This window comes from Streptomyces sp. NPDC048171, from assembly GCF_043202655.1.
Taxonomy (GTDB): Bacteria; Actinomycetota; Actinomycetes; order Streptomycetales; family Streptomycetaceae; genus Streptomyces.
Genome location: NZ_JBIDAU010000002.1, coordinates 349,638 through 362,777 on the forward strand (window position 1 = coordinate 349,638; position 13,140 = coordinate 362,777).

Below are 13,140 nucleotides of genomic sequence, written 5' to 3' on the forward strand. Positions count from 1 at the left end.
CATGAACCTTTCGGCTCCGGCCGCCGTCTTCGGCATCGGTGCGGACCGCATGGAGATCCGCCGAACCCAGCCCTCCGGAGCCGCCCGATGAGCCACGAGTCCACCGTCCCCGGCGCGTTGGGCCGTCCGGCCGTACGTCCCGCGGAGCCGCCCGCGGTGCCGCCCGAGCCGGCCGCCGTCACCATCGTCGTACCGACCTTCAACGAGTCGGGGAACATACGGCAGCTGCTGCGGCGGACGGCCGAGTCGGTGCCGGCCCGGCTGCCCTGCGAGGTGGTCTTCGTGGACGACTCCACCGACGACACCCCGGACGTGATCCGCGCGGCGGCGCCCGACTGCCCCTTCCCGGTCACCGTGCTGCACCGGGACGAGCCGGTCGGCGGGCTCGGCGGCGCCGTGGTCGAGGGCATGCGGGCGGCCGGGGCGGACTGGATCGTCGTCATGGACGGCGACTGCCAGCACCCGCCCTCGCTCGTGCCGGAACTGGTCGCCACCGGCGAGCGGACGAAGGCCGGGCTCGTCGTCGCCTCCCGCTACACGCCGGGCGGCAGCCGCGCGGGCCTGGCCGGCGGCTACCGGGTGGCGGTCTCACGGGCGGCGACCTGGCTGACCAAGGCGCTCTTCCCCCGCCGGCTGCGTGGCATCAGCGACCCGATGAGCGGCTTCTTCGCGATCCGCCGCGCCGAGGTCACCGCCGACGCGCTCAAGCCGCTCGGCTACAAGATCCTGCTGGAACTGGCCGTCCGCGACCGCCCCGGTACGGTCGCGGAGGTGCCGTTCGTCTTCGAGGAGCGGTTCGCCGGGGAGTCCAAGTCCACCGCGCGGGAAGGGCTGCGCTTCCTGCGCCACCTGGTCGGGCTGCGCACCGCCGCGCCGCCGGCCCGCATGATCGTGTTCGGGCTGATCGGGCTGAGCGGCTTCGTGCCGAACCTGGCCGCCCTGTGGGCGCTGACGTCGGCCGGACTGCACTACCTGCCGGCCGAGATCGTCGCCAACCAGTTCGGCGTGGCCTGGAACTTCCTGCTGCTGGAGCGGCTGCTCTTCCACGACCGGCGGCGCCACCGGCACTGGGCCGACCGCACCCTGCGCTTCGCCCTGATCGCCAACGCCGACCTGGTGCTGCGCATCCCGCTGATCGCCCTGCTCGTCGCCCAGTTCGGCCTCGCCGTACTGCCGGCCACCGCCCTGGCCCTGGTCATCACCTTCGTCCTGCGCTTCGCCGGCACGGAGGCGCTCGTCTACCTCCCGCGACGGCGACGCGGCGACCGCCGCCCTCGCTAGGGCCCGTCCCGCCCGGCCTCCGTGAGGGCCCGTGCCACGATCGCCTCCAGCTGGTCGTGGTGGGCGCCCTTCCAGTACGCGCGGCCGCAGTCGCCGCACCGGGCGAAGACGTCGTACGACCGCTGCGTGCCGCCCTTGAGCTGGTCGGCCACCTCGGCCTTGGTGGCCGGCGCCAGGGGGCCGTTGCACGCGGTGCACCGGGTCCACGGGCGCAGCTCGGGCCGGAACCGGGCCAGGACCTCACGGAGCTGTTCCTCGGGGCGGGTGCTGTAGACGTAGGCGCCGGCCCACAGCTCGCGGCGGCGCAGCAGGCCCCGGTCGCGGCTGAGCATGACCCGCCGCTCGGCCGCCGAGAGGGAGGCGAGGGCCGGGTCGCCGGGGTCCGCCGACTGGTAAGCCGTGTCCACGCCGAGCAGCCGCAGCCGGCGGGCGAGCGTGCCGAGGTGGACGTCGAGCAGGAAGCGCAGGGGAGCGCCGGGTACCTCCTGGGGGTGCGCGACGGTCCTTACGCGCACCGACTCGCCGCCCGCCGGGACGTGTCCGGGCGGGACCTCGCGGCCGTCGACGAGGAGGGTCCCGACCTCCGTCAGCGGGACGCCGAGGGACTCGACGACGTGCCCGAGGGTGGAGACCCCGTCGGCGGTGGCGCGGGCGACCCCGGTGGGGCGGGCGCGCGGTACGAACAGGTGCAGTTCGGGAGGGAACTCGACGCGGATCTCGGGACCGTTCACCCGGTGACCTTCCTCGTGCCGTCGGCCGCTCAGTAGGCGACCAGCGAGATCCCCACGTAGTGGGCGATGAACGCGGCCAGCGTGAAGGAGTGGAAGACCTCGTGGAAGCCGAACCAGCGGGGGGACGGGTTGGGGCGCTTGAGGCCGTAGATCACGCCGCCGGCGCTGTAGAGCAGGCCGCCCGCGATCACCAGGACGAGGACGGCGATGCCGCCGGCCCGCATGAACTCGGGCAGGTAGAAGACGGCCGCCCAGCCCATGGCGAGGTAGCACGGGGTGTAGAGCCAGCGCGGGGCGCCGACCCAGAAGACGCGGAAGACGATGCCCGCGGCCGCGGCGGCCCAGATGCCCCAGAGCAGCCACTCGCCCTGGGCGCCGGGCAGCAGCAGCATCGTGAGCGGGGTGTAGGTGCCCGCGATGATCAGGAAGATGTTGGCGTGGTCCAGGCGCCGCAGCACGCCGTCCATGCGCGGGCTCCAGTTGCCCCGGTGGTAGAGCGCGCTGACGCCGAAGAGCAGACAGGCCGTCAGGATGTAGATCCCGCAGGCGACGCGGGCCTGGGTCGACTCGGCGAGGGCGGTGAGTACGAGGCCGGCGACCAGCACGGCCGGGAACATGGCCAGGTGCAGCCAGCCGCGCAGCTTCGGCTTGACCGGATGCGGCAGGGAGATCGCCACAGGGCCGCGGCCGTCGGCCGGCGTGTCCCTGGGCTCGTCGGGGACGGACGCAGTCATGAGCGCATCGTACCTACGGTTCCGTAAGTTACGTATCAGTACGGACGTATGACGAACGGCGAGTGGCCATCGTCTCACGGTGCCCCCTGCCCCGCACCCCCGCCGCGTGCACGTGGCGATCCTCACTCCGCTCAAGTGTGACGCCCTCTGGACAGATGGGCGCTCGCGTCGGATGATCAAATGAGTGCGGTCGACACCGGATGAGCACCCACGAGGTCAACGTCACGTGTCCGGGTCGCAGCCCCCAAGGGGCCTCCAACCACAAACCCCTCATCTAGGAGCAATCGTGGCGCGCGACATCGCTGCTCCCCCCGTCCCCACCAACCACCAGGAGCTGATCTCGTGGGTGAACGAGATCGCCGAACTGACCCAGCCGGACGACGTGGTCTGGTGTGACGGATCCGAGGCCGAGTACGAGCGCCTGTGCGGGGAGCTCGTGGCGAAGGGCACCTTCCGCAAACTCGACCCCATCAAGCGGCCGAACTCCTACTACGCCGCCTCCGACCCCACCGACGTCGCGCGCGTCGAGGACCGGACCTTCATCTGCTCCGCCAAGGAGGAGGACGCCGGCCCGACCAACCACTGGAAGGACCCCGCCGAGATGCGGGACATCTTCAGCGGTGAGAAGGGCCTGTTCCGCGGCTCGATGCGCGGCCGCACCATGTACGTCGTGCCCTTCTGCATGGGCCCCCTCGGCTCCCCGCTCTCCGCGCTCGGCGTGGAGATCACCGACTCCGCGTACGTCGCCGCCTCCATGCGCACGATGACCCGCATGGGACAGCCGGTCCTGGAGGAGCTGGGCGACGAGGGCTTCTTCGTCAAGGCCGTCCACACCCTCGGCGCCCCGCTGGCCGAGGGCGAGAAGGACGTGCCCTGGCCCTGCAACAGCACCAAGTACATCTCGCACTTCCCCGAGGACCGTGAGATCTGGTCCTACGGCTCCGGCTACGGCGGCAACGCCCTGCTCGGCAAGAAGTGCTACGCCCTGCGCATCGCCTCCGTCATGGCCCGCGACGAGGGCTGGCTGGCCGAGCACATGCTGGTGCTGAAGCTGACCCCGCCCACCGGCGAGCCCAAGTACGTCGCCGCCGCCTTCCCGTCCGCCTGCGGCAAGACCAACCTCGCCATGCTGGAGCCCACGATCTCCGGCTGGACGGTCGAGACGATCGGCGACGACATCGCCTGGATGCGCTTCGGCGAGGACGGCCGCCTGTACGCGATCAACCCCGAGGCCGGCTTCTTCGGCGTCGCGCCCGGCACCGGTGAGCACACCAACGCCAACGCGATGAAGACCCTGTGGGGCAACTCCGTCTTCACCAACGTCGCCCTGACCGACGACGGCGACGTGTGGTGGGAGGGCATGACCGAGGAGACGCCCGCCCACCTGACGGACTGGAAGGGCAACGACTGGACGCCCGAGTCCGGCACCCCGGCCGCCCACCCCAACGCCCGCTTCACCACGCCCGCCGCGCAGTGCCCGATCATCGCGCCGGAGTGGGAGGACCCCAAGGGCGTGCCGATCTCGGCGATCCTCTTCGGCGGGCGCCGCGCCACCGCCGTACCGCTGGTGACCGAGTCCTTCGACTGGAACCACGGCGTCTTCCTCGGCGCCAACGTGGCCTCCGAGAAGACCGCCGCCGCCGAGGGCAAGGTCGGCGAGCTGCGCCGCGACCCCTTCGCCATGCTGCCGTTCTGCGGCTACAACATGGGCGACTACATGGGGCACTGGATCGACGTGGCCAAGGACAAGGACCAGTCCAAGCTGCCGAAGATCTACTACGTCAACTGGTTCCGCAAGGACGACGAGGGCCGGTTCGTCTGGCCCGGCTTCGGTGAGAACGGCCGCGTCCTGAAGTGGATCGTGGAGCGTCTGGAGGGCCGCGCGGAGGGCGTCGAGACGCCGATCGGCGTGCTGCCGGCCAAGGGCTCCCTCGACACCGAGGGCCTCGACCTCCCCGAAGCCGACCTGGAGTTCCTGCTCAGCGTCGACAAGGAGGTGTGGCGCGAGGAGGCGGCGCTGGTGCCCGAGCACCTCAACACCTTCGGCGACCACACGCCCACCGAGCTGTGGGACCAGTACCGGGCCCTGGTGCAGCGCCTGGGCTGATCTTCCGCCTCCCCTGCTTCGCGGCCGGTTCGGCTTGCCCTGACCAGTGAAGTCGTCACGAAAGCCGGCCGCGATGGGGTCTCGCCCGCTCCTGTAGCTCGATGTCCCGGAGCCGGGCGGACACCCCGCACGGGCCGGGTCCCCGCACAACGGCGTGCGATGGACCCGGCCCTTTGGCGTCCCCCTCGGCCGGTCACCGCTCGGAGCGGTCCTCCAGATACCGGGTGTGCGCCTCCTGCCGCCTGGCCTCGGCCTCCCGCAGCCGGTCCGTCAGCCCCGCCGCCTCGTCCCGGAGCAGCGCCAGCTGGCGGTCCAGATGCGTCTCCGGCGGCTCCTGCCCGGGCGCGATCCGCGTCCACCACCGGGCGCGCACGTACGCGTCGACGGCCTCCGGCACGTCCTGCCGCACAGCCCGGGACACCGCGTGCACCCCGTCCGGGTCGGTCGCCAGCACCTCGGCGACCCAGCCGGGCTCCAGCAGCGCGTCCAGAAGCCCGGTCAGTTCGTCCAGCCGCTCCCGCACGCCCGGCGGCACTTCCACGTCCGACAGGTAGCGGCGCAGCCGCCCGAAGTCGCCGCGCACCTCCTCCAGCTGGGCCGACGGGCCCGGGAACGCGGGCGGCGCGGGCCGCTCGGGCGGGGCGAGCAGCGCGCCGGCGCCGTACAGCCCCGCGACGACCACCGGCCAGTACGGTCCCGCCGCGTCGGTGAAGGTCAGCACCACGCCGGCGAGTCCGCAGGCGCTGCCGGTCAGGTTCTTGCGGGACTCCAGGTAGCTCCAGAGCCCGCCGCCGCTCCTACTGGTAGCCACGGATCTCCTCGAAGGCCCCGTCCAGCGAGCCCTGGCCCGCGTCGAAGAGCCGCCCGCCGGTGAGTTCGGCGATGTGGGTCAGCTCCGCCCGGTCGGAGTCGCCGAAGAGCACCGGGAAGACCGGGATCTCCCGACGGTGGCCGGTCAGCGAGGCGTAGAACCGGTCGAAGTCGGCCGCGTCGGCGCCGGTGGTGTTCTCGCCGTCGGTCATCAGCACGATCGAGGTGAACGCGTCCCGTCCGGTGCCGAGACGGTCGTACGCCTTCTCCAGCGAGCTGTAGACGGCGGTGTCCCCCTCCGCGCCGAGCCGGCCGGCCTCCCGGCGGATGCCGTCCAGGCCGGGGCGCGGGTCGGCGGGGTCGACCACGTGGGTCGTCACCCGCTTGACCTCGGAGCCGAACGGCATCAGCGTCACCTCCTCGCGGTCGCGGAAGTCGCCGGTGAGGGCGGTGAGCGCGCTCTTCAGGCGGCGCAGCCGGTCGCCCTCCATCGAGCCGGAGGTGTCGAGCACGTACACCGTCCGCGACGGGCGCCGCAGTTCGTTCTCGTACGCGTCGAGCAGTCCGTCGGCGACCGACTTCGCCCCGGGGAAGGGCAGTTCGCGCCGCCGTCCGGTGTCCAGGCCGGGCGCCGGCGGCACCGAGGCGAGGACCGGGCGGCGGTGCGTGGTGGCGGTGATCTCCCGTTGGACCGCGGGTCCGCGCAGCGCCTCGGCGACGCGGCGGACGTCCTCGCGGGTGCCGGCGGCGGTCGAGGCGAGCGTGGAGAGCGGGTAGTCGGCGGTGACCACGCCGTCGGTGGGGCGGATCACGGTGAGGCCCGGGATGCCCTTGAGGACGGACTCGTAGTTGAGCAGCGCGTCCACGTTCCCACGCCGTTCGTACGCCGCCGCCAGCCAGCCCGACGAGCCGGAGGTGAGCTTCTGCCCTGTGAAGAACCGCTTCAGCCGCGGCGTCGCGCGCGCCACGTCGGCGTCCGTCAGCGCGGACTGCGCGCCGGAGAGCGCGGAGGCGACCGAGACGAGCGTGGCGAAACCGGAGTTGGAACGGGCGGGGTCGGTCATGCCGTACGTCAGCCGGCCCTCCGCGACGGCCCGCTCCACCTGGGACCAGGTGACCCGGTCGGGCCGCCCGCCCAGGATCCCCAGGGCCTCGTCCCGGACGCCGATGGCGACGGGGCTGGTCATCACCGGCGTCTCGGAGACGACCCGCTTCGCCGCCTCGGGGCGCAGCCGCAGCGCGTCGTTGGACGACAGCCACAGCGCGTCGTACTTCCCCTCCGTGCCGCCCTCGGCCAGCAGGTCCACGGCGTCGAGGGTGCCGATCGGGGTGAGCCGGACGGTGACGCCGGTCTGCTCGCGGACCCGGTCCAGGACCGGCCCCATGTCGCTGAGTTCACTGGAGGCGAGGACCCGCAGCGTGCCGGGTTCGGCGGTGCCCGGCACGCCGGGGGTGGGCACCGCGTCCGTGCGGTCCGGGCCGCCGCCGTCCGTGCAGGCGGTGAGGAGGGCGAGCGCGGCGAGGCAGCCGGCGAGGGCGCGTCTCATGCGAGGCCCCCCGTCCGGGTGTCCGGTGCGTTCCGGGAGCGGCTGCGGTCCAGGCGGGCGCCCGCGTCGCGCAGTTCCCCGGTCAGGGACTCCACCGTCGCCTCCATCGCCTCGGTGGCGCGGACCTTGTAGGTGTCGATGGCGTCGAGGGTGCGGTAGATCTCCTGGAAGGCGGTGCGCAGGGTCTCGGCCCCGACCGCCGGGTCGGCGGCGATGCGCTGGATCTCCCCGCTCTGCGTGGCGAGCATCTCCGCGTTGCCCCGGATCAGCTCCTCGGTGGTGCCGCGCAACGCGTCGACCTGCTCGACGACCTTCTTCTGGTGGTCCAGCGCGGAGGCCAGCATCACGGAGATCCGCAGCGCGGACACCGTCGTCGTGGCGGCCCGGTCCACGCCCTTGACCAGCTCCTCGTTGTTGCGGCGCACGACGTCCATGGCGAGGTAGCCCTGCGCGCACACCGCGAGCTGGGTGAGCAGGTCCTGGTGCTTCTGGCGGACCGGGAAGAGGACGTCGGCGCGCAGGGCGTCGGCGGCCTGCGGATCGGCGGCCTCCACGGCGGCGACGTGGCGCTGGACGGCCGTGTCCAGGGCCTCGGTGAGCACGACGTACTCCTGGAGCCTGCCCATGGTCTCCCACAGGCGGACCCGCTCGGTCTGCAACGCCGCGTTGTCCCGCAGCAGTTCGTCCTGCCCGCCGCGCAGCGCGCCCACCACGGCGTTCAGGGTGCCCTGCGCGGAGGCGTACTTGGCGACGTGGTCGCGCAGCCGGTTGCCGCCGGGCAGCCGGGACAGGAGCCGGCGCCCCTTGGAGGCGGGCAGGTCGCGCGGGTCCAGGTCCTCGACCACGCGCCGCAGCTCCACCAGCGAGCCGGCCACCCGGGCCTGGGCGTCGCCGCCCTTGCCGGGCAGGCTGCGCACGGTGCGCTCCAGCATGCGGTTGGACTGCGCGCTCGCGGTGCGCATCTCGGCGGCGCCGAGCCCGGTGATCTCGCCGACCCGGCCGGCGAACTCCGGCGACCGGGCGTCGAGCGCGGCGAGTTCCTCGACGTAGGCGGCGGCCTTGCGGGTCATCTCCTGCCGGGCCGCCTCGTCGACGGGCACGAGGCCGCCGGCGCGTTCCCGGGGGACGGGCGCGACGGGCTCGGGCGGGGTGAGGGTGAGGGTGAAGTCGTCTCCGGTGCCGTTCACTTGGCCGATCCCCCTGTGGTCCGCTGTCATCCGCGCGCCCGGCGGGCCATGTCGCGCAGCACCTCGTAGGTGGGCACGGGCGCCTGCCGGACGCCGGTCAGCTGCTGGTTGAGAAACGCGGTGTGGGCCTCGGTGGCCCGGGTGAACTCGCCGGTGGCGCCCTGCGGCCGGAAGCCGTGGCGCACGGCCAGGCGGCGCAGCTCCGGGTCACTGGTGAGCAGGTCGCCGAGCGCGCGGCCCTGTTCGGTCAGCGGCACCACCGTGTGGTCGCTGGTGGCGGTGGTGTCCGGGTAGAGGACGGTCATGTCGGCGACGCTGTCGCCGCCCTCCCGCAGCAGCGCGGAGACCTGCGACTCGTAGACCAGCACCAGCGGATCCCCGACCCCGCTGGTGAAGTCCCGGAACGCGGCGTCCGAGCTGGACTTCTGGGCGCCCTGCACCTGCACCAGGGTGCGCATCAGGGGTGCGGTCCGCTCCACGTCTGCGGTGCTCGCGACCACCCGGTTCCCGTTCGCCACGTAGGAGGCGGCGGCCAGGTACAGGGCGCCCGAGTTGGAGGTCTCCGGGTCGGTCGAGGCGATGTAGAGCGTTCCGGTCAGCTCGCCGTGCTCTCCGGCACCCTTGAGCTGCTGCCAGGTGCGGTCGGCGCGGGCCGCGTCGAGGAAGGCGCCCATCCGCAGGGTGCCGCCGCGGCTGCGGTCCAGCGTGGCGATCCCGTTGGCGGCGAGCACCCCGGCGGCGGCCCTGTGGGCGACCACGATCAGCGGCGAGTAGAAGGGCCGGGGCAGCGGCTCCCGCACGTCGTACTTCTCGGCGAGTTCGTCGGCCGGGGCCTGGCTGGACGGGAAGGCGAGGTCGTACTCCCCGAGGTCCAGCTCGTCCATGGCCCAGGACCCGGAGGTCTCGGTCCGTACGGTGTAGCCCTTGGCGGCGAGGGCCTGCACCACGTCGGGGTCGGCGAAGAACGCTGCCTTCTCCGATCCGATCACCGCGCGCACGGTCTTCGTTGCCGTGCCTTCGTCCTCGGTCTGCCGGCCCGCGACGACGGCTGCCACCACTCCGCCGATCAGCAGGACCGCGAGGATCACTCCCGTGATTCGTCTCACGCCCGGAGCATCCCTGCGGAATCCGACGTTCCACGGCGTCCCGGGTGAACGGGAGGTGACCGGGCCATACCGGTATGCAACGGGAACCGGCCACTCCGTCCCGGGTCCGGCTGAGGGCGCCCGGTCCGCGCGTCGCTGCGGTGCACGCGGACCGGGGCCGTCCGTGGGCGGCCGGGAGGCTCAGTGGGCGGCGAGCTCGCGCGGCTCCAGGGCCGCCGTGTGCGCGTCCATCCGCTCGGCGCTGAGGATCGCGGCCGCCGTGTCGGCACGGGAGGCCGCCACCACGAGGGCGCGGCCCGCCAGTGTGTGCGCGCGGCGGTGCAGGGCCGGCGGGTGCGGCTCGGGGTGGGCGGCGGTCACCGGCACGCGCACCGGCGCCCGGCCTCCGCGCAGCCGGGTCACCTGCTCGGCGAGCCGCTCGGCCGCGGCGTCCAGGTCGGCGGTGGGGGCCAGTGCGCGCAGCTCGTCCGTGACGGCGAGCAGGGCCGCGAGATGACCGGCGAGCTGGATGTCCAGCTCTTCCTCCCGGGACCGGTGGGGGAAGTCGGAGGTGGTGCCGGCCGTCGTGCTGTGGACCGACTTGCTGCGGATCGCTTCGTACATGGGACGGCCTCCTGATTGCTCCAGGAAGCCATCCTACATTAGATCCATTCTAAAGTTGAGGGTGTTCGGGATCTGGCCGGACTCCGGCCGTACCCGGCCGTCCGGGCTCAGGGCTGGCTGTAGCCCTCCAAGAAGTTCCCGATCCGGTCGACCGCCTCGCGCAGGTCGCCGGCCGTGGGCAGCGTCACCACCCGGAAGTGGTCCGGCTCGGGCCAGTTGAAGCCGGTGCCCTGGACGACCATGATCTTTTCCTGCCGCAGCAGGTCCAGGACCATCCGCCGGTCGTCCTTGATCTTGAAGACCTTGGGGTCGAGCCGTGGGAAGAGATACAGCGCTCCCTTCGGCTTCACGCAGGTCACGCCGGGAATGCTGGTCAGCGCCGCGTGCGCGGCGTCCCGCTGCTCGCGCAGCCGCCCGCCCGGCAGCACCAGTTCGTTGATGGTCTGCCGCCCGCTGAGCGCCGCGACCACGCCGTGCTGCCCCGGCATGTTGGCGCACAGCCGCATGTTCGCCAGCACCGTCAGGCCCTCGATGTAGGACTCGGCGTGCGCGCGCGGACCGGAGATCGACATCCAGCCGACCCGGTAGCCGGCCACCCGGTACGCCTTCGACATGCCGTTGAAGGTGAGGGTCAGCAGGTCGGGGGCGATCGCCGCGGTCGGGGTGTGCGTGGCCTCGTCGTACAGGATCTTGTCGTAGATCTCGTCGGAGCAGACCAGCAGGTTGTGGCGGCGCGCGATGTCGGTCAGGCCGCGCAGCACCGCCTCGTCGTAGACCGCGCCCGTGGGGTTGTTCGGGTTGATGATCACGAGCGCCTTGGTGCGGTCGGTGATCTTCCGTTCCACGTCGGCGAGGTCCGGCATCCAGTCGGACTGCTCGTCGCAGCGGTAGTGGACCGCCGTGCCGCCGGAGAGCGAGACGGCGGCCGTCCACAGGGGGTAGTCGGGCGCCGGGACGAGGACCTCGTCGCCGTCGTCGAGCAGCCCCTGCATCGCCATCACGATCAGCTCGGAGACGCCGTTGCCGATGAAGACGTGCTCGACGTCCGTCTCGATGCCGAGGGTCTGGTTGTGCATGACGACCGCGCGGCGGGCGGCCAGCAGACCCTTCGCGTCGCCGTAGCCGTGCGCCGTCGAGACGTTGCGGAGGATGTCCTCCAGGATCTCGGGCGGGCACTCGAAACCGAAGGCCGCCGGGTTGCCCGTGTTCAGCTTCAGGATGCGGTGCCCGGCCGCTTCCAGCCGCATCGCCTCCTCGAGCACCGGGCCCCGGATCTCGTAACAGACGTTGGCGAGCTTGGTCGACTGGATCACCTGCATGTCCGTGAGCTTACGACCCGGTTACGTTCCATGGGTCGTGTTATCCGCCACTTGAGACGTTCGGTATGGGCGGGTTTGGTCACTCACCGGGAACTCCGCCGCACCGAGCGCCCCGCCAGCACGTCCGTACGCCGTCCGTCCGCCATCACGAACCGTCCGTCGACCAGCACGTACGGGATGCCGGTCGGCAGCACGCGCGGGTTCTCGTAGGTGCTGCCCGCCGCGACCGTCGCCGGGTCGAACAGCACCAGGTCCGCGCGGTACCCCTCGCGGACCAGTCCCCGGTCCGGCAGCCGCAGCCGGGCGGCCGGGCGCGAGGTGAGGTGGGCGACGCACTCCTCGAGGGAGAGCACGCCCAGCTCGCGCACGTAGTGGCCCAGGTAGTGCGGGAAGGTGCCGTAGGCGCGCGGGTGGGGTTTGGTGCCCTGGAGGATGCCGTCCGAGCCGCCGGTGTGGACGCGGTGCCGCATGATCGCGCGCACGTTCTCCTCGTGACCGACGTGCTGGAGGATGGTCGGGGCCAGCCGGTCGGCCAGCAGCAGGTTCCTGGCGACCGTCCACGGGGCCTCGCCGCGCACGGTGGCCGACTCCATGACCGTGCGGCCGACGTACTCCCCGAGCGCCGGGTCGCTGGTGCCGGAGATCTCGATCCTGTCCCACTCGATGGGCACGCCGTGACAGCCGTCGGCGCCGATCTCCTCCATGTGGTGCCGGATGCGTTCGGCGGTGTCGTCGTCCGACAGCCGCTTCATGATCTGCTCCGGGCCGCCCTCGCTCGCCCAGCTCGGCAGCATCGCCACGAGGGTGGTGCAGCCGGGGGTGTAGGGATACGTGTCGAGCGTGATGTCGGCCCCGGCGGCCAGCGCCTCGTCGAGCAGCGTCAGCAGCTCGGGGGCCCTGCCCTTGTTGACGCCGAAGTTCATGGTGGCGTGCGCCAGGTGCAGCGGGCAGTCCGCCTCCCGGGTCAGCTCCACCATCTCCTCGTACGCCTGGAGCGCCCCGGCACCGTACGAGCGGTGGTGCGGGCAGTAGTAGCCGCCGTACTCGGCGACCACCCGGCACAGCTCGGTCAGCTCCGCGTCCTTCGCGTACATGCCCGGCGTGTACGTCAGCCCGGACGACATGCCGACCGCGCCCTGCTCCATGCCCTCGGCGACCAGCCGCCGCATGCGCTCCAGCTCGGCGTCGGTCGCGTCCCGGTCGTCCCAGCCGACCGCGAGGGCGCGGACCGTGCCCTGCGGGATCAGGTACGCCGCGTTCACCGCGATGCCCCGGTCGAGGCGGTCCAGGTACTCGCCCACCGACCGCCAGTCGAAGTCGATGTCGTCGCCGGGGCCGTTCCACCCGGCGATCGCGCGGCGCACCTCGCCGAGGGTGCGGTCGTCGACCGGCGCGTAGGAGAGCCCGTCCTGGCCGATGACCTCCAGGGTGACGCCCTGCGCGGCCTTGGCGCTGTGGTCGGGGTCCCGCAGCAGCGCCAGGTCGCTGTGGGCGTGCATGTCGATGAAGCCGGGGGAGAGGACCAGGCCCTCGGCATCCAGCTCGCGGCGCGCCTCGGGGCGCTGGCAGCCCGCGGCCGCCGCCTCCTTGACGATCGAGACGATGCGGCCGCCGTCGACCACGACGTCGGCGCGGTAGGAGGCGGCGCCGGAGCCGTCCACGACCTCCGCGTCCCGGATGACCAGCTCTTCCATGTCCCGGTCCCTTCCTGAAAG

11 protein-coding genes are annotated in these 13,140 nt (G+C 72.5%); 2 read left to right on the forward strand and 9 right to left on the reverse strand.

What is annotated here, in order from left to right; all coding sequences use genetic code 11:
* Positions 1–87: 87 nt before the first annotated feature.
* Positions 88–1,281, forward strand: coding sequence for a glycosyltransferase (locus ACGF3J_RS06020; protein WP_393853530.1), 1,194 nt, complete (start codon positions 88–90; stop codon positions 1,279–1,281).
* On the opposite strand, the gene ACGF3J_RS06025 is transcribed toward ACGF3J_RS06020, so the two are convergent.
* Both ACGF3J_RS06025 and ACGF3J_RS06030 read right to left on the reverse strand, forming a co-directional pair.
* Positions 1,278–2,012 carry a Mut7-C RNAse domain-containing protein gene (locus tag ACGF3J_RS06025; RefSeq protein WP_393853531.1) on the reverse strand — a complete coding sequence of 245 codons (735 nt, stop codon included), beginning with the start codon at positions 2,010–2,012 and terminating at the stop codon, positions 1,278–1,280. The genes ACGF3J_RS06020 and ACGF3J_RS06025 overlap by 4 nt on opposite strands.
* A gap of 29 nt (positions 2,013–2,041) precedes the next feature.
* On the reverse strand, positions 2,042–2,746 hold the full coding sequence (locus ACGF3J_RS06030; protein ID WP_161330620.1) for a hemolysin III family protein: 705 nt from the start codon (positions 2,744–2,746) through the stop codon (positions 2,042–2,044).
* A 286-nt stretch (positions 2,747–3,032) separates the two neighbouring features.
* Here ACGF3J_RS06030 and ACGF3J_RS06035 point away from each other — a divergent pair, with 286 nt between their 5' ends.
* The gene (locus ACGF3J_RS06035; RefSeq protein ID WP_161330619.1) at positions 3,033–4,853 is read left to right on the forward strand and encodes a phosphoenolpyruvate carboxykinase (GTP); all 1,821 of its coding nucleotides are present in this window, start codon (positions 3,033–3,035) and stop codon (positions 4,851–4,853) included.
* Between the two features lie 193 nt (positions 4,854–5,046).
* Here ACGF3J_RS06035 and ACGF3J_RS06040 read toward each other — a convergent pair whose 3' ends face one another.
* The 7 genes from ACGF3J_RS06040 to ACGF3J_RS06070 all read right to left on the reverse strand — a co-directional run bounded on the left by ACGF3J_RS06040 (position 5,047) and on the right by ACGF3J_RS06070 (position 13,119).
* Positions 5,047–5,664, reverse strand: a complete 618-nt coding sequence (locus ACGF3J_RS06040) for a hypothetical protein (RefSeq protein WP_161330618.1) — start codon at positions 5,662–5,664, stop codon at positions 5,047–5,049.
* Positions 5,651–7,210 (reverse strand): VWA domain-containing protein, encoded by a 1,560-nt coding sequence (locus ACGF3J_RS06045; RefSeq protein WP_161330617.1) that lies wholly within the window; start codon positions 7,208–7,210, stop codon positions 5,651–5,653. Before ACGF3J_RS06045 ends, ACGF3J_RS06040 begins: the two co-directional genes overlap by 14 nt.
* Positions 7,207–8,427 (reverse strand): toxic anion resistance protein, encoded by a 1,221-nt coding sequence (locus tag ACGF3J_RS06050; protein WP_161330616.1) that lies wholly within the window; start codon positions 8,425–8,427, stop codon positions 7,207–7,209. Before ACGF3J_RS06050 ends, ACGF3J_RS06045 begins: the two co-directional genes overlap by 4 nt.
* Positions 8,424–9,503, reverse strand: coding sequence for a hypothetical protein (locus ACGF3J_RS06055; RefSeq protein ID WP_393853532.1), 1,080 nt, complete (start codon positions 9,501–9,503; stop codon positions 8,424–8,426). The genes ACGF3J_RS06050 and ACGF3J_RS06055 overlap by 4 nt, the downstream gene beginning before the upstream one ends.
* Before the next feature lie 180 nt (positions 9,504–9,683).
* Positions 9,684–10,106, reverse strand: a complete 423-nt coding sequence (locus tag ACGF3J_RS06060; protein ID WP_393853533.1) for a hypothetical protein — start codon at positions 10,104–10,106, stop codon at positions 9,684–9,686.
* 107 nt (positions 10,107–10,213) lie between these two features.
* Positions 10,214–11,425: a pyridoxal phosphate-dependent aminotransferase gene (locus ACGF3J_RS06065; protein ID WP_386932302.1), complete on the reverse strand. Its 1,212-nt coding sequence runs from the start codon at positions 11,423–11,425 to the stop codon at positions 10,214–10,216.
* Positions 11,426–11,508: 83 nt separating this feature from the next.
* Positions 11,509–13,119, reverse strand: coding sequence for an amidohydrolase family protein (locus ACGF3J_RS06070; RefSeq protein WP_393853534.1), 1,611 nt, complete (start codon positions 13,117–13,119; stop codon positions 11,509–11,511).
* Positions 13,120–13,140 lie beyond the last annotated feature (21 nt).